Source organism: Thermobrachium celere DSM 8682 (assembly GCF_000430995.1).
Taxonomy (GTDB): domain Bacteria; phylum Bacillota; class Clostridia; order Clostridiales; family Caloramatoraceae; genus Thermobrachium; species Thermobrachium celere.
Map to the genome: position 1 here is coordinate 1,843,062 of NZ_HF952018.1, position 21,163 is coordinate 1,864,224.

Annotated in this window: 22 protein-coding genes; all 22 read right to left on the reverse strand. The window is 34.0% G+C overall.

Annotated elements, in window-relative coordinates:
- On the reverse strand, nt 1-417 hold a 417-nt coding region (locus TCEL_RS09645), incomplete at its 3' end, for a helix-turn-helix domain-containing protein (RefSeq protein WP_040683811.1).
- Nucleotides 418-567: 150 nt separating this feature from the next.
- On the reverse strand, nt 568-1,578 hold the full coding sequence (locus tag TCEL_RS09650; RefSeq protein WP_018663576.1) for a LacI family DNA-binding transcriptional regulator: 1,011 nt from the start codon (nt 1,576-1,578) through the stop codon (nt 568-570).
- 141 nt (nt 1,579-1,719) lie between these two features.
- Nucleotides 1,720-3,090: a peptide MFS transporter gene (locus tag TCEL_RS09655; protein ID WP_018663578.1), complete on the reverse strand. Its 1,371-nt coding sequence runs from the start codon at nt 3,088-3,090 to the stop codon at nt 1,720-1,722.
- Nucleotides 3,091-3,289: 199 nt separating this feature from the next.
- A complete protein-coding gene (locus TCEL_RS09660) occupies nt 3,290-4,171 on the reverse strand; it encodes a sulfite exporter TauE/SafE family protein (protein WP_018663580.1) in 882 nt (293 codons plus the stop codon).
- Nucleotides 4,172-4,268: 97 nt separating this feature from the next.
- Nucleotides 4,269-5,276 (reverse strand): proline racemase, encoded by a 1,008-nt coding sequence (locus tag TCEL_RS09665; protein ID WP_018663582.1) that lies wholly within the window; start codon nt 5,274-5,276, stop codon nt 4,269-4,271.
- A 2-nt stretch (nt 5,277-5,278) separates the two neighbouring features.
- The gene (locus TCEL_RS09670; RefSeq protein ID WP_018663583.1) at nt 5,279-5,746 is read right to left on the reverse strand and encodes a glycine/sarcosine/betaine reductase component B subunit; all 468 of its coding nucleotides are present in this window, start codon (nt 5,744-5,746) and stop codon (nt 5,279-5,281) included.
- An 11-nt stretch (nt 5,747-5,757) separates the two neighbouring features.
- Entirely contained in the window at nt 5,758-6,522 is a 765-nt protein-coding gene (prdD, locus tag TCEL_RS09675) for a proline reductase cluster protein PrdD (protein ID WP_018663585.1), read from the reverse strand.
- Nucleotides 6,523-6,574: 52 nt separating this feature from the next.
- Nucleotides 6,575-7,300 (reverse strand): D-proline reductase (dithiol) protein PrdB, encoded by a 726-nt coding sequence (prdB, locus tag TCEL_RS13240; RefSeq protein WP_018663588.1) that lies wholly within the window; start codon nt 7,298-7,300, stop codon nt 6,575-6,577.
- Complete coding sequence (locus tag TCEL_RS09690) at nt 7,297-7,545, reverse strand: CBO2463/CBO2479 domain-containing protein (RefSeq protein WP_018663593.1); 249 nt, start codon at nt 7,543-7,545, stop codon at nt 7,297-7,299. Before TCEL_RS09690 ends, prdB begins: the two co-directional genes overlap by 4 nt.
- Nucleotides 7,546-7,555: 10 nt before the next feature.
- Nucleotides 7,556-9,649: a D-proline reductase (dithiol) proprotein PrdA gene (gene prdA / locus TCEL_RS09695; RefSeq protein ID WP_018663595.1), complete on the reverse strand. Its 2,094-nt coding sequence runs from the start codon at nt 9,647-9,649 to the stop codon at nt 7,556-7,558.
- Between the two features lie 17 nt (nt 9,650-9,666).
- Nucleotides 9,667-10,971, reverse strand: a complete 1,305-nt coding sequence (gene prdC, locus TCEL_RS09700; protein WP_018663597.1) for a proline reductase-associated electron transfer protein PrdC — start codon at nt 10,969-10,971, stop codon at nt 9,667-9,669.
- 220 nt (nt 10,972-11,191) lie between these two features.
- Complete coding sequence (prdR, locus tag TCEL_RS09705; RefSeq protein WP_018663599.1) at nt 11,192-12,931, reverse strand: sigma-54 dependent transcriptional regulator PrdR; 1,740 nt, start codon at nt 12,929-12,931, stop codon at nt 11,192-11,194.
- A gap of 167 nt (nt 12,932-13,098) precedes the next feature.
- Complete coding sequence (locus TCEL_RS09710) at nt 13,099-13,968, reverse strand: acetyl-CoA carboxylase carboxyltransferase subunit alpha (RefSeq protein WP_084739363.1); 870 nt, start codon at nt 13,966-13,968, stop codon at nt 13,099-13,101.
- A gap of 5 nt (nt 13,969-13,973) precedes the next feature.
- Entirely contained in the window at nt 13,974-14,810 is an 837-nt protein-coding gene (gene accD / locus TCEL_RS09715) for an acetyl-CoA carboxylase, carboxyltransferase subunit beta (protein WP_156874055.1), read from the reverse strand.
- A 23-nt stretch (nt 14,811-14,833) separates the two neighbouring features.
- On the reverse strand, nt 14,834-16,174 hold the full coding sequence (locus tag TCEL_RS09720) for an acetyl-CoA carboxylase biotin carboxylase subunit (protein ID WP_018663605.1): 1,341 nt from the start codon (nt 16,172-16,174) through the stop codon (nt 14,834-14,836).
- A 14-nt stretch (nt 16,175-16,188) separates the two neighbouring features.
- Nucleotides 16,189-16,611: a 3-hydroxyacyl-ACP dehydratase FabZ gene (gene fabZ, locus TCEL_RS09725; RefSeq protein WP_018663607.1), complete on the reverse strand. Its 423-nt coding sequence runs from the start codon at nt 16,609-16,611 to the stop codon at nt 16,189-16,191.
- Nucleotide 16,612: 1 nt separating this feature from the next.
- Nucleotides 16,613-17,080: an acetyl-CoA carboxylase biotin carboxyl carrier protein gene (gene accB, locus TCEL_RS09730; protein ID WP_040684021.1), complete on the reverse strand. Its 468-nt coding sequence runs from the start codon at nt 17,078-17,080 to the stop codon at nt 16,613-16,615.
- Nucleotides 17,081-17,084: 4 nt separating this feature from the next.
- Complete coding sequence (gene fabF, locus TCEL_RS09735) at nt 17,085-18,317, reverse strand: beta-ketoacyl-ACP synthase II (protein ID WP_018663609.1); 1,233 nt, start codon at nt 18,315-18,317, stop codon at nt 17,085-17,087.
- A gap of 10 nt (nt 18,318-18,327) precedes the next feature.
- Nucleotides 18,328-19,059, reverse strand: coding sequence for a 3-oxoacyl-[acyl-carrier-protein] reductase (gene fabG / locus TCEL_RS09740; RefSeq protein WP_018663610.1), 732 nt, complete (start codon nt 19,057-19,059; stop codon nt 18,328-18,330).
- A 1-nt stretch (nt 19,060) separates the two neighbouring features.
- The gene (gene fabD, locus TCEL_RS09745) at nt 19,061-19,987 is read right to left on the reverse strand and encodes an ACP S-malonyltransferase (protein ID WP_018663611.1); all 927 of its coding nucleotides are present in this window, start codon (nt 19,985-19,987) and stop codon (nt 19,061-19,063) included.
- Nucleotides 19,988-20,932, reverse strand: coding sequence for an enoyl-[acyl-carrier-protein] reductase FabK (gene fabK, locus TCEL_RS09750; RefSeq protein WP_018663612.1), 945 nt, complete (start codon nt 20,930-20,932; stop codon nt 19,988-19,990).
- Nucleotides 20,932-21,162: an acyl carrier protein gene (acpP, locus tag TCEL_RS09755; RefSeq protein ID WP_018663614.1), complete on the reverse strand. Its 231-nt coding sequence runs from the start codon at nt 21,160-21,162 to the stop codon at nt 20,932-20,934. The genes fabK and acpP overlap by 1 nt, the downstream gene beginning before the upstream one ends.
- Nucleotide 21,163: the final 1 nt, after the last annotated feature.

A 21,163-nucleotide genomic window follows, 5' to 3' on the forward strand; every position in this document is an offset into this window, starting at 1 on the left:
GTACAATGTTTTAGTAGAAACAATATATTTATCCTTCCAAGCAGGGTCATTTTTACAATAACCTACTACAGCATCGACGGACCATTTATCTTTAAGAATTTTTGTTTCTGCATACTTTATAAAAGCTTCGGCTGTAGCTATTTTAATTTTTGCTCCGCAATTTGAGCGATGATTTTCATATACAGCCTGACCTGTTTCAGGGAAATAACTTGTAAATGTAGATAAATCACTTTTAAGCTGTAAGGTAGTACCACGTTTAATTTCACGGGAGATAGTACTTGGACTACGTCCTAATTTTTTAGCAATATAGCGAATACTTTTACCTTCTTTTAGTAATGCATAAATTTCTCCACGCTCATAGCTATTTAGGTGTTTAAAAGAACGTACAGTTGTGTTAGAATTAATTTTATCAACCATAGTGAAAACCTCCTGTATGTTTGGATTTGACACCTATATCATACATGATTTTCACTATGGTTTTAATATTTTTTATCTGTTGCATTTAATTTTACAATGAACCTTTTTAAATTGGTTAAAAAACATTAAAATAAGGATGCCATAACATCCTTATTTGCAACTCTCCCTTAATATTAACTTTGTCTCTACCAAAACCTTATCAACCTCATAACCCTTTTCAATATAGTTTAATAATAATTCTGCTGACTTTTCTCCTAATTTTCTCATGTTTTGATCTACTGTTGATAGTTTTGGTGAAGTCATTTGTGATAAAACAATGTTATCAAAGCCTATTATTGAAAATTCGTTTGGAACCTTTATTCCAAGTTCATGACAAGCATTTAGTGCACCTGTAGCCATTAGGTCATTACAAGCTATAAGTGCAGTATAATCTAAACCTATCTTTATATCTTTTGAAAATTTTATTAAAGCATTTTTTGTATTTTCAACAACTTCAATACTATTTCCTGCATTAACTGATATAACAACCTCTTTACTTCCAATACTCTTTACAAATTCTTTATAAATCTTTTCTTTGATATCATAGGAATAACTACTATCTCCTCTAACAAATATGATATTTTTGTGTCCCTTTTTATATAAGTGTTTAAGGGCAGCTGTAAAACCCTTTTCTTCACTGCTTATAACAAAACTTAAATCAATATTCTCATGATAACCATTTACAAATACAACTGGAATTTCTCCTACAACATCATTGTAAAAACCTGAGAGAATGTTTTCTGTCTGAGGGTCAACAACTATAATTCCATCCACATATCTCTCAATGAACTTATTTACTGCAACTTGCTCATTTTTATGATTACCATGTGTTATATTTAAAAATATATCATATCCATGGTCTCTTGCATATTTTTCAATACCATCAACAACCTCAGTAAAATACATATTTGTTATACTAGGAACAACAATACCAATACTATTTGTTTTTCTGGACACTAAACTTCTAGCAATTGGATTTGGCTGAAAATTAAGCTTCTTTATAGCTGCTTCTACCTTTTCTCTTGTTTCCTTCTTTACTGGATAGTTACCATTTATAACTCTTGATACTGTTGTAATAGATACCCCAGCTTCTTTTGCAACATCATTTATAGTTACTGGCATAATTATCACCCTATCCTTATTTAGTTAACTTCATTATACGAATATTACGACAATTTGTCTAGAAGTCTGTATTTATTTCCTTTAAGCAAACATAATAATAGATAAGTCACACCTAGGTGTGACTTATCTATATTTTATATATTATTCTTCAACCATTAGCTTTTGTACCCATGGGCTTATTAAACATAGTATTATACCTGCACCAACTGTAACAGCTGTTACAAATCCAAATACTTGTAATCCACCCCAAGTTTCAACATAAGCAGCTGATTTTCCTGCGATATAGTTACCAAAACCTGTTGCAAATAACCATGCTCCCATCATTATTGCTGCAATTTGCTTTGGTGCTAGCTTACTTACCATTGATAAACCAACAGGTGACAAGAACATTTCTCCAACAGTATGAAGTACATATGCACCTATTAACCAAATTATGCTTGCCTTAATTGATGGATCAGGTGAATTTCCTCTTTGTAATGCTGCTCCAACCATTAGAGCAAATCCTAAACCAAGTATAATTAGACCGTATCCCATCTTTGTAGGAGTTGGAATATCACCCTTTGGTCTCTTTGATAATTGAACGAACCACCAAGCAAATGTTGGACCTAAAACGATACATAGGAATGGATTGATTGATTGGAACCAGCTTGTTGGAACTTCAAAGCCTCCAACGTTTCTGTTTATAAAATCATTCGTATATATAGTTAAACTTGAACCTGCTTGTTCAAATCCAGCCCAGAAGATAATTACGAAAAGTGATAAGATAAATATTGCTGCAACCCTCTTCTTTTCTTGAACAGTTAAAGGTCTCTTTTCAACTACAGTGTTAGTAGCAGCAACTTCCTTTTCAGCAGTTTTTACAAATCCTAGTTTACCTACATCTCCAAGAAGGTTCTTATAAGATACTAAGTAAATTAATGAACCTATAAGCATTCCAATACCTGCAGCTAAGAAACCATACTTATAACCATAGCTTATAACTTCAGTTCCGTTAGTTACAGCAAAAGTCTTTTCTGCAAGTGTTCCACAAACTAATGGAGCAACAAATGCACCTATGTTTATAAATGTATAGAATATTGAATATGCTCCGTCTTTTCTTGGGTCATCATCATCATAAAAATCTCCAACAATAGATGTTATGTTAGGCTTCCAGAAACCATTTCCTAAAGTAATAAGTATAAGTGCAACATAAACCATCATTTTAGTATTAGCAATAAATAGACCAAACATTCCTAGGAAAATCATAATAGAACCAATAAAGAATGTATTTCTCTTACCTAGGAATTTATCTGCAACGTATCCCCCTAAAAGTGGAGCAAAATAAACAAACATTGTAAAGTTTGCATAGATAGTTGCAGCTGTAGCCTTATCTAGTCCTAAACCACCTTTTAGAGCCTCAGTTGTCAAAAATAACATTAGAAGTCCTCTCATGCCGTAATAACTAAATCTTTCAAACATTTGGATGGTTGATACCAACCAAAATCCAGCTGGATGCCTCTTAGTTTGAGTCATAGTGTTACCCCCTTCAAAATGTTAAAAATTTCAGACATTTTATATATTATCACATTTTTAATATAATGTACAGAATGAATTTATTCAATTACAAAATTTTAAGAAGGAATTTTTTCAATATTATTTTTGTTATAAAGACAACAAAGCCATGAACAAAATTGTTCATGGCCTTATTTATAATCTAAATCATATTTTAAAATTACATTGTAACATCTTTATTTTGATATTTCTTAGCTGTTCTAAACATTGTAATTGAAGTGTATGTTATAACAACTATAACAAGCCATTTTAACCAGTATAGTGGTAATTCCTTTACTATATATGCTGCAATTAGAACACCTATTGAACCAAATATAGTTATAGCAATTGATGCTTTTCTATCATAAGCACCTTCCTTTATGAATTTAATTGATGCAGCAGGCATTAAGAAGGCACATGAACCCATCATAATTGGGAAAGCTACCTTTGGGCTCATTCCTAACGCATATACAAGAGCCATACATGGTGCATAAAGACCTATACCTATTGTCATAAGTGCACCTAATATGAAGTTTGCTACAACTGCTAAGATTAATTTTCCACCTGTTAAGCCAATTGCATCTCCACCTACTGGGAAAAGCTTTAATTGTCCTGCAAGCATAACCAATGCTACAACTGCAAGTGCAATTCCCATACCTAGTGAAACCTTCTTAGCATCAAGCTTTGAAACAATTCCTGCTCCTATAACTGCACCTATTGATGCTGCAGCAAGCATTGAAATTAAAGTAACTGGTTCAACTTCAATTACTCTTATAAATATTAATGCCTCAAGAATAACTGGTATTGTCATTGAAACATTTAATGTTCCTGGGATTGTTCTGTCTTCTGTTAAGTTAAAGAATTTAAATAATGCAGTAGTTGGTGCAAAGCTTCCTATTCCTAATGTGTCAAAGAAGTTTGTTACAAAACCTACTCCACTTAGAGCCCAAAAGTTACCCTTTTCTAGTTCCCCTTCCTTCATCTTCTTTCTTACGTCAACTACAAAGAAGTAAGTAAAAATGACTGCCAATACGACCAATAAACCCAACACTAGATTAACCATTTATAATTCCCCTTTCTTTTAAAATATATATGAATATTGTAACACAAACTTTGTTAAATTTCATACTTCTGAATATTTAAATATTTTTAATACTTATTTACTTAAGAATAAAACCATACTTTACAGGATCTTCAGGATCTATAACAAAGTGATTGAACCCTGTTATATACGCACTACCTGTAATCTCTGGAATTACTGCATTAAAGTCCCCCACCTTTGTTTCACCTATTACCCTAGCTTTGAACATTGTTCCTAAAATGCTTTCATATACAAACTCTTCATTCATTTTTAACTTTCCTTTTGCATATAAAGTGGCAATCTTTGCACTTGTACCTGTACCGCATGGAGATCTATCAACCTGACCTTGTCCAAAAACTACAACATTCTTTAGTGTAGCTTCCTCCTTTGTAGGTGGTCCATAAATCTCTACAAGATCAACAGTTTTGATATGTGATAGTGTTGGATGTTGTATCTCTACTGACTCATTAACAGCCTTTCTAATCTTTAGTGCAACATCAACTAATTTTTGAACATTATTAGGGGAAATCTGTATTCCTAATTGAGTTGAATCAACTAGTGCAAAGAAACTTCCTCCAAATGCAATATCAAGGGTAACTTTACCTAATCCTTCAACCTCAACTTCAACATCAGACTTGTATAGGAAGGATGGAACATTTACAATTGAAACCTCTTTAGCCTTTCCATTCTCAACTTTAACTCTTGCCTTTACAAGACCTGCTGGTGCTTCAAGAACTATTTCTGTATATGGCTCCTTAACTTCAACCATACCAGTTTCTACTGCAACAGTAGCTGCACCAATTGAACCATGACCGCACATATTTAAATATCCGCCGCCGTCCATAAATATTATTCCTAAATCCGCTTCTTTGTTTGTTGGTTCAGTTATTATTGAACCAAACATATCATTGTGTCCTCTTGGTTCAAGCATAACAGCTGTTCTTATATGATCCATGTGTTCTTCTAGATACTTTTTCTTCTCTGGCATTGTATTTCCTGGTATCTTAGGTATTCCACCTACAATAATTCTTGTCGGTTCTCCCATTGTGTGTGAATCTACTGCATAGATTGATTTGATAGACTTCATATCTACCTCTCTCCTTTCATTTTTAGTTTCAATAAAGCTAGCGCCTTTTTAGCATCTATTTCAGTCACATTGTTTTCGCCTACAACTTCTGTTTCAATTCCTTCTTTAGATTTGTTAAAGTCAACTATTGTATCCATATATTTGTTTTTTACAACAAATTGAGCTTGAGTTCCTATAAAACTCAATCCTACAACTGGTATACCTCTTTTACCTATTTCCTCTATTGTATTTGCATAATCTACATGACTATTTCCCCATCCGTCAACTGATATAATTACACCATCTACTCTCATTGCTTCACACCATCTTGCTGCCATCTTACCTACAAAGTATTTATCTTCGTTCTCCTGTGGTGTACCTACTATCATAATTCCTACTAAGTCAATATCCTTATCATCTGAAACTACTTTAAGCAATGGATCTCTAAAATGATGTAATGTAGTTTCCTTTGTTGATGGACCAACACCCATATCATCACCACCTAATGCATTGCTCTTAATGCACCATCTCTAAATTCGTTTGGAGTTAATATTATTGGAACGTTTCCTATATCAATAACTGAACGCCCACCTTCAAATCCTGCTGGTTCATTAGGTAAAAACAGCGTGTCATACATAGCTCCTTGTCCTGCAACCTGTTTTATAATTACAACTCTCTTTTTTCCTACTTGAACTTTATCTACATATTCGTGTTTTTCATCGCAGTCTTTACCATTTAACTTCTTTAAACTCTTTCTTACTTCCTGTATTACTAAATCAAACAACTTATGTGCTTCTGTTGGACCCTTTCTTATAGTACCAAGTCCCTTTTTCAAAGTAACATCTAAATGAATTATTATATCCTCATCTGATGGTGTTCCAGCTCTGTTAAATACCACTTGTTCACTTAGTATACCTTCAGATGAACCAAACTCTGCCACTTGAACACCTTCTTCATCTACTGCTGTAAGCATACAACATACCCCTGTTAAAACATGGGTAATCCCTTCTCCTAAATTACCAAGTACTTTAGTTGCAATTGGGCTAAAATCTAGAATAGAATTGACAAAAATATTTCTTTTATCTTTTTCAATTATTGATAGTCTTGCATCTTTTATAATTTCTCTATCTACATTTAAACTTTGTAGTAGATTTTCATCTAAGAAAAGAGTTTTCGACTTTAAATCAATAAAAGTTTTCGTTGAAAATTTAACATTTATGATATGAAAAGCCTTAATAACTAATCTTCTTAATTCCCTCTCTTCCATAACACCACTTCCTATTTTTTTATTTTGAGCCCCCTAAAAAGGGGGCTTTAAATCATACCTTTGCTATATATTCATATGGAAGTGGAACTATTGTTCCAGGAGTTTGAATTTCAACTAATTGAATTAATGCATCTTTTAATATATTTCTTTGCATTTCTGGATCGTTTGGACGACCTGCGTTTGCACCCATTGGAACACGTGGAGCAACTGCTCTTGGAGTTCCGTTTTGCTTAACTACTGGTGGTAAAGCTGCTATTATTATAGTCGGTATACCTACCGACTCAATCGCTCTCTGTACAATTACAGCAGAGCGGTGGCAGGTACCTCAGCCAGCAGTTAGAACAACAGCGTCAACTCCTTCTTCCTTTAGGATTTTAGCAATTTGTGGTCCAGTTTCATTTTTGAATTTATCTTGGTTTCCACCTCCACCCATGAATCCTATATGAGTTTCAGCAACTTCCTTAATAAATCCTTCTGCCTTTAATTCTCTTAGTCTATCAATTGGGAACATACAGTTGATATCCTTATTTACATCCCCATTATCATATCCACCATGTGATACCATAAGGTCGTGTGAATCGCAATCACCTGGTATAATTCTAAATGTAAAGTCACCTGCTAAATTAAATCTCTTATCTGACTTTAAGTGTACTCCTGCTGCTGTAGCTAAAGCTACCTTCATTTCCTTTAGTGGCTTTGTAACTTCAGCCCAAACAGGTGGAGGAGTTATTGGTACGTATATTTCTGATTGTAACCCCTTAACAACTGTTAAGCTCATTCTTCTTTCCCTTCCTTTCTTTCTATATTTTTAACATATTTTAAGTTGGGTTCTGGTGATATAACCTCTAAGAAGCTCATTTTAAAACCTACTTCCTGACCAACCTTTAATGGATAGTCAGTAATTAACATCCTCATAGGTACCTTCATATATCCTAGTCTTCCCTTTAAATCTATGGTTACAGCACCATCTTCTATTTTTGTTATTATGCCATACATTTCAATAATTCTGTCAGCATATTTCATCGTTTACACCTTACTTTGTTGAATATTTTTCAAGCCTCTTTTGGCTCATAGGAATTGATGTTTCATTTTCTACTCTTTCTATCTTAGTGTTATATGCCTTTTCTATTAATTCTAAGTTGTTTTCCTTTACATTTGGATTCCATTGTCTTTCTGGTGCCTTAACCTCTTCACCAGCCATAACTGTCTTTAGCATAGCAAGTGCTCTTACAGCATCTTCTTTACATAATGTGTTGCATGCTAAAACTTCATTTTCAATACCTTGTTCAGACTTATTTAGGTCTACCATGTACTTCATGTATTCATTACCAACAACTAGTGCTCCTTGAACTGCACAGAAGGACATACCAACTACTGGAACACCCCTCATACCAATTTGCTCTATGTGGCTTGCAAAGTCAATGTGGTTGTTTCCAAATCCTTCTGTTGTTACAATTGCACCATCAACATCCATAGTTTCAATTAGCATTCCAAGTCTTTCTGATACATAGAACTTTTCACTGTTTATTTGTGGGCTTCCTACAAATACAACACCACAAAGATCTATTTCTGGATCATTCATAGCTTCAATTACAAGTGGTTCTCTGAAATAGTGTCTTGAACATTCCTTTGATGCAGGTCCTATACATGTTAATGCATGAATTCCACCATCTAATACTTCAAGTGGTGAAAGCACAACAGGAACATTTCCTAGGTCAACATTTGGCTTACCACCTAATACTCCAACTGGTTCAACAGGAAGAATTATATTATCATGCATTGCTCCTTGACCCATTATTTCCTTAACAATTACTACCTTCTTCTTGCCAGGTCTTCTCTTTTGAACTAGTTCTTCTGTTTCAACAACTAGACTATCATCAAGTTTCTTTAATGCATCTCTTATTTCTTGAGTTATATAGTCAGTTGCCTTATGAGCTGCAAGAGGACCTACTCTTTCCATATTAGTTCCTTCTGCAATTACTACCTGTGTCTTTATAAATATTTCACCTTTATCTGGAGCACCTGGTCTATTCCACATGATATTTTCTTCTAGTATACCTTCTGAAGAACCAAACTCTCCTATTTGAACACCCTTTTCATCTGTACCTGTTACCATTACTATAACACCATCTAATACTCTTGTTACTCCAGTACCTAACTTGCAATCCTTTTCCTTTGTTGCAATTGGTTGAACGTCCATTATTGTTTCACTGTAAGTATTGTATTTATCTGGAGTGATTATATCTATTTTAATATCCTTTACTAGATGGTCTACCTTTAGGGCATCCTTACATATGTCTTCTCTTATATACAATACAGTTCCTTCAATCTTTGTCTCTGGTCCAAACTTTACTTCTGTTATCTTATAATGCTTTCTTATAAGTTTTCTTATTACTTTTTCTTCAACCTTTTCTTCTTTCTTAACTTCAACTTCCTTCTTTTCTACTGCTTCAGTCTTTAATGCAACAGCTTCATTCTTCTTTTGAACAGCTGGAACAGCTTGTGGTGCAAATAAAGGAATTTCTATATCTATTCCCTTTCCTTCTGCTATTTTAATCTTTAATGTACCTGTTGATTGTGGTACAATTCCTGAAACTTGTTGAACGTCTTCAACAACTGGTTTTACATATCCTTCAATCATTTCTGCTTTAATTGGAGTTAAAGCAGGTACATCCATAGTTAACTTCTTACCTAAAACATCTCCCACAGTTAACACCTCATCAGTTAACTTTATAAGTAATGAATCTTCAAGTTTCTCAAAATTAATTGGGTTTTCTAAATCCTTTTCAGTTATTACTTCATTAGCCTTCTTGTTTACCTTTAAAACTGCCTTTGCATTTAAATCTACTTTTACTTCATTCTTTTGAGAAGCAGTCTTAACTCCCTCTAGTAGATCTGGAGTTAATGGAGTTAGAGCATCTATTGTTTTTAAAAGCTTTGCACCTAATACTTCTCCTACTTTTAAGCAATCTGCAGGTATTGTTAATAGTCCTGAATCAATTAAATCAGGAAAAATTTCTGGATCCTCTAAATTATCTGCAGAAATTATTGTTCCTTCTTCTGTTCTGCAGCATACAATCGCAGGCTCATTTAGTAACTTCTGAGCTTTTTCTGCACTCATTGACATACTTTTCTACCTCCTTTTTATTTTTTATCTATTGGAAGCCTTCTTGGTATAGGCATATCCATCGTTCTTAATGCATGGTCAACATGGTGATAAACTGGAATATTTAACTTTGGAGCACATCCCATAACTGTATTTGTACAGTCATTGCAGTTAGCAACAAGTATTCTCTCTGCTCCCTGCTTTTTCAAATACATAACAGCCTGTGCCTGTCCTGGGCAATCTCCAGGGGTTAAACATTTATTTGTGCCTCTAACTTCAACTACATTTTTACATTTAGTAACACCAACAACTTCAGATTTCATCTTACTTGCAATATCTCTAAGTCTTGCTTCATCTGCTCCGCAGGCACAAACTAAAAGTCCTATTTTTCCTTTAAATTCTGGAAGTGGAATTGTTACAATTGCTCCTCCTGATGTCTTTGTTACAAATGCATCCTTTAACTCCTCTGCTTTTCCTGTATATGGACCACCTATGATTATTTCTCCATATTCTCCATCTATTCCACCACATTTTTCAATTAAACTATTAATTGAAGTACCAATAGGAACTCTTAACATAACATGTGGTCCAAGTCCATTAACCAATTTTCCAGCTACAGTTACATCCTTGTCTATAACTGGTTTTCTATCCTCTACTGCTTCAGTCAAGTTGTAAAGTGTTTCTGTATTTAATACAACACAATTTGCATCTAATGGTAATTGTGTTGGTTCAAGCCATCTGCCAAAAATCTCATGAATTATTGCTCTTTCTTCTCCCATTGGATACATATCTGGAAGCATCTTTATTTCAATATTATCACTATCCTTAATTACCTCTTTTAATCTTTGGATAGCTCTTTCATTTTTTCCTTTTATAGCTATATAACCCTTAGATGCTCCAGTTGATTGCATAGCATATTTTATTCCTCTAACTATCTTTTCTGGATGCTTTTCTATAAGGCTTATATTATGATGAAGAATAGGCTCACATTCAACACAGTTTGCAATAACATATCCACCATTTAATTTGCTTTGAAGCTTAACATAGGTTGGAAAACCTGCTCCTCCAGCACCAACTATTCCTGCTTCATAGGCATATTCCCATATGCTATCACACTCTTTAATCTTTACATAATCATCTGTTTGTACTTTTGAAGCTTCTATTTCTATATACTTTTCATTTACAACAACTACTTTTCCATCTACACTTGAATGTATTTTTGCACCTAATCCCTCTGGTTCTGCAATTAGTTGTCCTCTTTTTACCTCGTCCCCAGCTTTAACCATTGGTTTACAAGGTGCACCTGCATGCATTTTTAGATATATTCTAAAAATATCCCCCATTTTTTATCACCTCCATTTTTATTATTTATCATGCAATTTCCATGCCAAAAAATAAACAATAGAATTTTTCTATAATTTCTAAATCACCTATCATAATTTTCTATATATTCATGTCGAAATTTTGACATTATAAATATAACTGCATTCATTCTTAGTATTACAAAATAATAATAAAACATCCGTGTCAAATTACTGACACGGATGTTTAAAAATTCGACACTCATAGACCATATTGTTCTATTTTGTAATATAATGTACTTCTTTTTATTTTTAATAACTCTGCTGCCTTCTTTTTATTGCCGTTCGAAAGTTCAAGAGCCCTCCTTATAGTATCCCTCTCCACCTTTTCTATCATCTTTTGTAAATCAAACTCATCAATTATCAGTTCATCCTTAACGGATTCACGTATATATTCAGGAACTAAATCCGTTGTTATCCTTCCATTTTGGGATAGTACCACCATTCTTTGTACAACATTTTTTAATTCCCTAACATTCCCTTCCCAAATATAATTTTCAAAAATATCATAAACCTTTTCATCTATGTATTCTATGTCCTTATTTTCTTCCTTTGCATACATGTCAAAAAATAAATTACTAAGTTCTCTTATATCCTCTTTACGTTCTCTTAGTGGTGGCAGATATATGTTAACTACTGATAGCCTATAGTATAGGTCATCTCTAAATAACCCTTTTTTAATCATTTCATTTAGATTTTTATTTGTTGCTGCAATAACCCTTGCGTTTATTTTTATAGGCTTTTCATCCCCTAATCTATATACAACTCCATCCTGAAGAACCCTTAAAAGCTTTGCCTGCATATTAAGTGGCATATCTCCTATTTCATCTAAAAATATTGTACCATTATTAGCAAATTCAAATTTACCTATCTTACCCTTTTTTAAGGCTCCTGTAAATGCACCTTCTACATAACCAAACAATTCACTTTCAAGTAGGTTCTCTGGTATAGCACTGCAGTTTATTGCAACAAAATTTCCTTCTCTTCCACTTGCTTGATGGATAGCTTTTGCAAATACCTCTTTTCCTGTTCCACTCTCTCCCATTATTAAAACGCTAGCATTTGAACTTGCTACTCTTCTTGCTATTGATATCGCATCGAGTATTTTTTTACTTTTTCCATAAATACTTGAAAAACTAAACTTTTCTGCTATCTCTTTGTTGTATTGGCTCTTTAGAAACTCAACCTTCTTCTTTTCATTTTCAAGTTGAACAGATAGATTTACAACTTCAGTAACGTCTCTATCTGTTGAAACAGCAGCAATTACTTCATTATTTGTATTATATATAGGAACTACACTTAAAATGACAGTCTTGTCCTTTGTGGGCTTATGATAGACATTTTCTATTTTTTCTCCCTTTAGGGCCTTTAAAATTAAAGCATCTGGGAATATTTCGGAAATATTTTTACCTAATATTTCAGCAGCACTTATATTATATAGCTTTTCAGCACTTTTATTCCAATAAATAACAACACCCTTTTTATTTATAATACACACTGCTTCATGTAGATTTTCTAATATATTTTTCTGAAAACCAAATAGCTCATCTATCCTTAAATAAAACTTATCGCGTATATTGGTTGCTGTTAATATCCCAATAACTTTATTACCTTCAATTACTGGTAGGCGTCCTATATTTAACCTCAGCATTAAATTTCTTGCATCTCTTACATTGTCATCTGGGGATATTGTAATTACATTTTTTTGCATAAACTCATATATCTTTTTGTTCCTTATCCTGTCTAGATTATCTTGAGTAGGTATATCCATTTTTGTAAAAATTCCTATTAAATCTTTTCTATCATCTACTATTAAAACTTCTTCTCTTCTGTTTTTGAACATTATATCAATTGTTTCTGCTAATGTTGTATCTTTGTGTAACAATACAACATTAGTATCCATTATATCCCTTACCTTATAAATTAAATCTATGAACCACATATAACCAACCCCAAAATTTATATTTCATACTTATTATACATTAAACCATTTGTTTTTTAAATAAATTTAATTATTGAAATAAAAAATGATGGATATTAAGGCTTCTATCTAACATTTATATTCTTAATCTAGAAAGCCTTAAAAAATCCATCATGTAACTTAATATATTATTTTTGTAATACTTCAAGTAAATTCCTCTTTATTTCTTCAGCTACAACTTGAGGGGCCTTGTGAGCTCCTCCTGCTGGCTCTTTTATTATTCTAGTTATAATTCCAAGCTCCTTTAAATCATAGGCCGTCATTTTCATAACATCAGCGGCCTCCTTTGCACGTGATGCGTCCTTCCAAAGAATACTTGCAAATCCTTCTGGTGATAAAATTGAGTATACTGCATTCTCCAACATCCAAATTTCATCTGCAACAGATATTGCAAGGGCACCACCACTTGAGCCTTCTCCTATTACTATAGCAATCTTTAATGTGTCTATAGTTGACATCTCCATTAAGTTTCTTGCTATTGCTTCTGCCTGACCTCTCTCCTCTGCGCCAATTCCACAGTAGGCACCTGGGGTATCTACAAATGTTATAATAGGCCTTTTAAACTTTTCAGCCTGCTTCATAAGTCTTAGTGCTTTTCTGTATCCTTCAGGGTGAGGCATACCAAAGTTTCTATATAGGTTTTCCTTTGTATTTCTTCCCTTTTGTTCTCCGATTACAGTAACAGGAATTCCATTTAATGTGGCAATTCCTCCAACAATAGCTGGATCATCTCCATATAACCTATCTCCATGAAACTCAATAAAATCGTCAAAAATCATTTCTATATAGTCAAGGCTTGTTGGCCTTTCATTTAATCTTGCTAGCATTACTCTATCCCATGGGGTAAGTTTATTTGATAAATCATTTCTTAATTCAAGGAGCTTTTTTTCCATCTTTTCTATTTCACTTGTTAAATCTATATTATTTTGAGTTGAAATTATTCTAAGCTCCTCTATTTTTGATTCAAGCTCCTCTATTTTTCTATCTAATTCTAAAATAGACATTACCTCACCCCCACATGCATCTTTAATATGCTAGTTAACAAACTCTTCATATCTCGTCTATCTACAACCTTATCTACAAATCCATGCTTTAAAAGAAATTCTGATGTTTGAAAACCTTCTGGTAGTCTCTGCCTTATTGTCTGCTCAATAACTCTAGGTCCTGCAAAACCAATTAGGGCTCCAGGTTCTGCAAGTATGATGTCCCCTAACATTGCAAAGCTTGCAGAAACTCCTCCAGTAGTAGGGTCAGTTAAGTAGGATATATAAAGAAGGCCCTCTTTGTTATGTTTAGCTAGTGCTGCACTGGTTTTTGCCATCTGCATTAAAGATACTATTCCTTCCTGCATTCTTGCTCCGCCTGAAGTTGTAAATATAATAAGTGGCAATCTTCTTTCTATAGATCTATATACAAGCCTTGTTATTTTCTCACCTACAGCATATCCCATGCTTCCCATTAAAAATCTATTATCCATAACTCCAAGTGCAACTTCAATACCATTAATCCTTCCTATTCCAGTTACAACAGCCTCATTTAAACCTGTTTCTTGCCTTAATTTTTCCAGTTTTTGTTTATAGCCCGGGAAATTTAATGGATCATCTCCTACTAAATCTCTATCAATCTCTTCAAAACTTCCCTCATCACACAGCATCTCAATTCTTTGGGGTGCAGTAATTCTAAAATGATATCCACAACTTGTGCATACATAAAGGGTTGAAACTAAATCGTCTTTATATATCATCTTTTTACATCTATCACACTTTAACCATAGTCCATCTGGTATATCTACTTTAGGTGTAGTGTTGTCATATATTAATTCCTTTTTTCTGTCAAACATATTATCTATCATACTGCCACCCCCTAAATATCAAAGTTTTTCTTTATAAAGGATGTATCAATATTACCTTCAACAAAATCTTTATGATTTATTATTTTAGTTAAAAACTCTATATTAGTATCAATTCCGTCTATTATAAGTTCATATAATGCCCTATTCATCCTGCTTATAGCCTCTTGCCTTGTTTCTCCATATACAATTAGTTTTCCTATCATAGAATCATAATATGGAGGTATTCTATATCCTTGATATATGTGGCTATCAAATCTTACACCAAAACCTGATGGAACTATTAACCTTTTTATTTCACCTGGTGATGGCATAAAATTCTTATCTGGATTTTCAGCATTGATTCTACATTCTATAGCATGTCCCTTTATTTTTATATCATCCTGAGAAAACCTTAGCCTTTCACCCATTGCTATTCTTATTTGTTCCTTTATTAAATCTATTCCAGTTACAAGTTCTGTAACAGGATGCTCAACCTGTATTCTTGTATTCATCTCCATAAAGTAAAAATTACCATTTTTATCTAAAAGAAATTCTATTGTTCCTGCATTTTTATAGTTTACAGCCTTTGCAGCCAAAACTGCTGCTTCTCCCATTCTTTTTCTTAATCCTTCACTTAAAAGGGTACTTGGTGCCTCTTCTATGACCTTCTGATTTCTTCTTTGAATAGAACAGTCTCTTTCACCTAAATGAACTATATTTCCATATTCATCCGCAAGTATTTGAAACTCTATATGTCTTGGATTTTCTATAAATTTTTCAATATAAAGACTTCCATCTGAAAAGGCGGCCTCTGCCTCTTGTTTTGCGGCATTGAAATTTTGTATAAAGTCTTCTTCTTTATATACGAGCCTCATACCTCTACCACCACCGCCAGCAGAGGCCTTAATCATAAGGGGGAAGCCTATTTCTTTTGCAATCTTAAGTCCTTCTTCTAGAGATTCAACTGCCCCATCTGAACCTGGAACTACAGGAACACCTGCTGCCTTCATGGTTTCCTTTGCTATTGACTTATTACCCATTAAAGATATTGCTTCAGCAGATGGTCCAATAAATTTTATACCACATTCTTCACACATTTTTGCAAACTTGCTATTTTCAGATAAAAAACCATAGCCTGGATGTATAGCATCACACCCTGTCATTAATGCTGCTGATAAAATGTTTTGCATATTTAAATAGCTGTCCTTTGATTTAGCAGGACCAATACAAATTGCATGGTCTGCAAGATGTGCATGTAGACAATTAGTATCTGCTTCTGAATATACTGCTATTGTTTCAATTCCCATCTCCCTACATGCTCTTATTACTCTTACAGCTATTTCACCTCTATTTGCAACAAGTATCCTTCTCATACATAACCTCCAGCCTATGCTGTAATAAACATAATTTCTGCTTCACAGGCAATTTCATCTCCTACATATGCTACTGCCCTTCCAACTCCCGCTCTTGATTTTAACTTTATCATTTCAACCTCAAGCTTTAGTACATCACCTGGAACTACCTTTCTTCTAAATTTTGCATTATTTATTCCACCAAAATATGCCATCTTACCCTTATAATCCTCGTGGGACAAAACAGCTATAGCACCAACTTGTGCAAGTGCTTCTATAATTAAAACTCCAGGCATTACTGGTTCTTGCTCAAAATGACCTTGGAAAAAATACTCATTAAAAGTTACATTTTTATATCCAACAGCCCTTTTCCCAGGCTCTAAGTCATCCACTCTATCCACAAGTAGAAATGGATATCTGTGGGGAATTATTTTTTTTATATCATTTATTGTAAGCATATTATTCACCATCCTTTTGGATTCTAAAGAGTGCTTGACCGTATTCCACCATCTGACCATTTTGAACACACACTGCTGCAATAACACCATCTACCTCAGCTTCAATTTCATTCATTATCTTCATTGCTTCAATTATGCACAGTATATCACCCTTCTTAACTCTTTGCCCTATCTTTACAAAAGGCTCAGAATCTGGTGATGGTGCACTATAGAATGTTCCAACCATAGGTGATTTTACGACTATTTCATCTCTAATATCTTGTGGCTTTGTAGCTTCTACACTTTCTTCTCGTTTTTCTTCTACTTTATCTAATGTAATTGCCTTTTCTAGCCTTGGTACTTCCTTTATAACAAACCCTTCGCATTCCTTTTTCATTACAATTTTTGTTCCACTCTCTTCAAATTCAAAATATGTCAAATTAGAATTACTTACGCATTCTATAAGTTCCTGAAGCTTTTTAGTATCCATAATATCAACCTTCCCATTTCTTAAATAATATGCTGGCATTATGTCCACCAAATCCTAATGAATTAGACAATGCATAATTTACCTTCATACTACGTCCTGTATGTGGAACATAATCTAAATCGCATTCTTCATCCTTTACATTTAAGTTTATTGTAGGATGTACAAAGTCCTCCTCAATAGATTTTACACAAACAATAGCCTCAACCGCTCCAGCTGCACCAAGTAGATGTCCTATCATTGACTTTGTTGAATTAACAGCTAATTTATAGGCATGTTCTTTAAATAATGTCTTTATTGCTAATGTTTCAATCTTATCATTATATGGAGTGCTTGTTCCATGTGCATTAATGTAGTCTACATCTGTAACTTGAATACCTGCCTCCTTTATTGCCATCTCCATTGAGCGCACTGCACCTTCACCAGTCTCAACTGGTGCTGTAATATGGTAAGCATCACAGGTTGCACCATATCCTACAACCTCTGCATATATCTTAGCTCCTCTCTTTAAGGCATGCTCTAGACTCTCAAGTATTAGAATTCCACTTCCTTCTCCCATTACAAATCCATCTCTTTCTTTATCAAATGGAATTGATGCCCTATTTTTATCATCACTAAAACTTAATGCCTTAAGAGAACTAAAACCAGCAAGTGCAAGTGGAGTTATAGCAGCCTCAGTTCCTCCTGTAATTGCTACATCTAGCATTCCAGATTTTATTAGTCTAAATGCTTCTCCTATCGCATTTGTTCCTGATGCACAGGCTGTAACTACTGTATTTGCTATACCCTTTGCGCCAAATTTAATTGCTATATTACCTGCTGCAAGGTTGCTTATCATCATTGGAATAAAATAAGGTGATACTCTACCCGGACCCTTTTCTATAAGGGTTTTGTGTTCATTCTCAAGTGTCTTTATTCCTCCTACACCTGAGCCTAAAACCACTCCAAATCTATATTTATCAACATTTTCAACATTAAGCCCTGAATCTAAAACAGCCTCATTTGCTGCAATAAGGGCAAATTGTGTAAATCTATCCATTCTTCTTGCTTCTTTTTTATCAATATAATCTTCAATATTTATATTAACTTCTGCAGCAAGCTTAGCTTTAAAATTTTGATAATCAAAGGATTTTATAAAATCTATAGCGTTTCTCCCCTCTTTAAGCCCATTCCAAAAATCCTTTACATTATTTCCAAGTGGAGTAACTGCTCCAAGACCTGTTATAACAACCCTATTCATACTACACCTCCTACATAACCATTCCGCCATCAACATTTATAACCTGTCCTGTTATGTATGACGCCTTCTCTGAAACTAAAAATGCTACTAAATTTGCAACATCCTCTACGCTTCCAACTCTCTTTAGTGGAATTAGGTTTTTGATCCCTTCCTTTACTTTATCATTTAAAACCTTGGTCATATCTGTATCTATATACCCCGGTGCAACAGCATTTACTGTAACACCTCTTGATGCAAGCTCCTTTGCTACTGATTTTGTAAGTCCTATAACACCTGATTTTGATGCCGCATAGTTTGCTTGCCCTATATTTCCAATAAGTCCTATTACCGAAGATATGTTTACTATCCTTCCTGACTCTGACTTCATTATATATGGTGATGCATGCTTTATCATGTTAAAAGTTCCCTTTAGATTAACATCTATAACAGAATCAAAGTCCTCTTCCTTCATTCTTAATATCAATGTGTCCTTTGTTATCCCTGCATTATTTACAAGTATATCTAACCTTCCAAACTTATTAATAGCTTCATCTACTATTGCCTTAGCATCATTATAGTTGCTTACATCTCCCTTTACTGTTAAAATATCTACACCATACTTTTTTGCCTCTTCAACTGTCTCTTTAACATCATCTTCACTTTTTCTATAGTTTAAAACTAAATTTATTCCCATCTTGGCAAGCTCAATTGAAATTGCTCTTCCTATCCCACGGCTTGCACCAGTTACTATTGCCACCCTCATATTACTTACCTCCAATATACTCAAGTGTTTTTTCAAGTGATTTTAAATCCTCAACATTGAGTGTTGTTAATTTTCTATCTATCTTTTTAACAAATCCACTTAAAACCTTTGATGGCCCAAGCTCTATAAATGTATCATAACCATCTTCTATGAGCCTCTTTACTCCCTTTTCAAAGTATACTGGAGATACCATCTGCATTTTTAGCATTTCTCTTATATCGTCATCCTTTTTGTAGTAATCTCCATTTAAATTTGAAACTACCTTTTTATTAGGCATTTTAATATCTATTTCTTTTAATATACTATAGAATTCTTCACTTGCATCCTTTAGCATTTGTGTATGGAAGGCACCACTTACATTAAGCTTAACAGCCTTTGCTCCTAAATCTTCTGCCATATTCATAGCCTTAAGAACTGCCTCTTCTTCTCCTGCAATTACAACCTGCTTTGGACAGTTGTAGTTTGCTGGTTTTACAAATCCCACATCCTCTGCCTTTTTACATATATCTTCAACTAAACCATCCTCTAGCCCTACTATTGCAGCCATTGTGCCCTTTACTTTTTGTGCACATCTTCCCATTATCTCTCCTCTTTTTCTAACAAGCTTTGCACCATCCTCTAAAGTAAAACTATCTGCAAAGCATAGAGCTGAATATTCTCCAAGGCTAAGACCAATTCCAGCATCTACATCTATTCCCTTTGACTTTAAAATATTTAATGCTGCCATACTTACAGTAAATATTGCAATCTGTGCATACTCTGTTTTATTTATATTATCCTGCTCCTCAAAGCAAAGCTTTGCTACATCTATATCGACACTTCCATTTACTATTTCAAATACTTCTCTTGCTTCCTTTAGTTCATAAAGTTCTCTTCCCATATTTAAATATTGGCTTCCTTGTCCTGAAAACAAATAGGCTATCTTCATCTACTTCACCATCCCACCTAAAGCTTTATATAAAGTTGAAGCCTCATCTATTATTTCCTCTATTATTTCTCTACATGTCTGCTCTTTTTTAACTAGGCCTGATATTTGACCTGCCATTACAGAACCAAAATCAATATCTCCATCTACTGCAGCTCTCTTTAAAGATCCTGCTGCCTTTTGCTCAAAAACTTCAGCATCAAGACCTTGTTTTTCAATATTTAATAGTTCTCTTGTAAATCTATTTCTTAATGAACGAACTGGATGTCCTGTTGATAAGCCAGTGATAACTGTGTCAATGTCCTTTGCTGATAAGACTCTCTGCTTGTAGTTTTGGTGAACGTTACATTCCTTTGCAACTAAAAATCTTGTTCCCATTTGAACTCCAACTGCACCTAAAGAAAGGGCTGCTAAAAGTCCTCTTCCATCTGCAATACCTCCTGCTGCAACAACAGGTATTGAAACAGCATCCACAACCTGAGGTACAAGTGCCATAGTTGTAAGCTCTCCTATATGTCCTCCTGATTCATGCCCCTCTGCTATAACTGCATCTACACCGCTTCTTTCCATTCTCTTTGCTAGTGCAACAGATGGGACAACTGGTATTACCTTTATATTATTTTCCTTCCACATTTCAATATACTTACCTGGGTTTCCTGCTCCTGTTGTAACTACAGCTACCTTTTCTTCACATACAACCTTTGCAATTTCATCTGCATGTGGACTTAAAAGCATTATGTTAACTCCAAAGGGCCTATCTGTTAATGCCTTTGCCTTCCTTATTTCCTCCCTTACTATTTCTGCTGGTGCATTTCCTGCTGCAATAATTCCAAGTCCACCTGCATTTGAGACAGCAGCCGCAAGGCTACTGTCTGCAATCCAAGCCATTCCACCTTGAATAATTGGATGTTCTATATTTAAAAGTTCACAAAGCTTTGTCTTTATCATTATTCATCACCTATTCTTTCCTTTATGTAATCAACTACATCCTTTACTGTCTTGATATTTTCTGCATCTTCATTTGGTATTTCAACTCCAAATTCATCCTCTAAACTTATTAATATTTGGAAAAGATCCAATGAATCTACTCCTAATTCCTCAAATGTAGTTGCCTCTGTTATTTCACTTTCATCTAAATTTAATTGTTCTGCTATTATATTTCTTATCTTTTCAAACATT

Bases quoted from the DNA above. Each gene is read 5' to 3' on its own strand.
- fabF (WP_018663609.1), bottom strand. From the start codon at position 18,317: ATGAATAGGGTTGTTATAACAGGTCTTGGAGCAGTTACTCCACTTGGA.
- TCEL_RS09665 (WP_018663582.1), bottom strand. From the start codon at position 5,276: ATGAAGTCTATCAAATCAATCTATGCAGTAGATTCACACACAATGGGA.
- prdR (WP_018663599.1), bottom strand. From the start codon at position 12,931: ATGTGGTTCATAGATTTAATTTATAAGGTAAGGGATATAATGGATACT.
- TCEL_RS09720 (WP_018663605.1), bottom strand. From the start codon at position 16,174: ATGAGAAGGATACTTGTTGCAAATAGAGGTGAAATAGCTGTAAGAGTA.
- acpP (WP_018663614.1), bottom strand. From the start codon at position 21,162: ATGTTTGAAAAGATAAGAAATATAATAGCAGAACAATTAAATTTAGAT.
- TCEL_RS09655 (WP_018663578.1), bottom strand. From the start codon at position 3,090: ATGACTCAAACTAAGAGGCATCCAGCTGGATTTTGGTTGGTATCAACC.
- TCEL_RS09660 (WP_018663580.1), bottom strand. From the start codon at position 4,171: ATGGTTAATCTAGTGTTGGGTTTATTGGTCGTATTGGCAGTCATTTTT.
- fabZ (WP_018663607.1), bottom strand. From the start codon at position 16,611: ATGCTTACAATAAATGATATAAAAAAAATAATTCCCCACAGATATCCA.
- TCEL_RS09650 (WP_018663576.1), bottom strand. From the start codon at position 1,578: ATGCCAGTAACTATAAATGATGTTGCAAAAGAAGCTGGGGTATCTATT.
- accB (WP_040684021.1), bottom strand. From the start codon at position 17,080: ATGGATACTAAAAAGCTTCAGGAACTTATAGAATGCGTAAGTAATTCT.
- fabK (WP_018663612.1), bottom strand. From the start codon at position 20,932: ATGATAAAGACAAAGCTTTGTGAACTTTTAAATATAGAACATCCAATT.
- prdA (WP_018663595.1), bottom strand. From the start codon at position 9,649: ATGTCAATGAGTGCAGAAAAAGCTCAGAAGTTACTAAATGAGCCTGCG.
- TCEL_RS09690 (WP_018663593.1), bottom strand. From the start codon at position 7,545: ATGAAATATGCTGACAGAATTATTGAAATGTATGGCATAATAACAAAA.
- fabD (WP_018663611.1), bottom strand. From the start codon at position 19,987: ATGAAGATAGCCTATTTGTTTTCAGGACAAGGAAGCCAATATTTAAAT.
- accD (WP_156874055.1), bottom strand. From the start codon at position 14,810: ATGTTTGACAGAAAAAAGGAATTAATATATGACAACACTACACCTAAA.
- TCEL_RS09670 (WP_018663583.1), bottom strand. From the start codon at position 5,746: ATGGGTGTTGGTCCATCAACAAAGGAAACTACATTACATCATTTTAGA.
- fabG (WP_018663610.1), bottom strand. From the start codon at position 19,059: ATGAGGGTGGCAATAGTAACTGGTGCAAGCCGTGGGATAGGAAGAGCA.
- prdD (WP_018663585.1), bottom strand. From the start codon at position 6,522: ATGGAAGAGAGGGAATTAAGAAGATTAGTTATTAAGGCTTTTCATATC.
- prdC (WP_018663597.1), bottom strand. From the start codon at position 10,971: ATGGGGGATATTTTTAGAATATATCTAAAAATGCATGCAGGTGCACCT.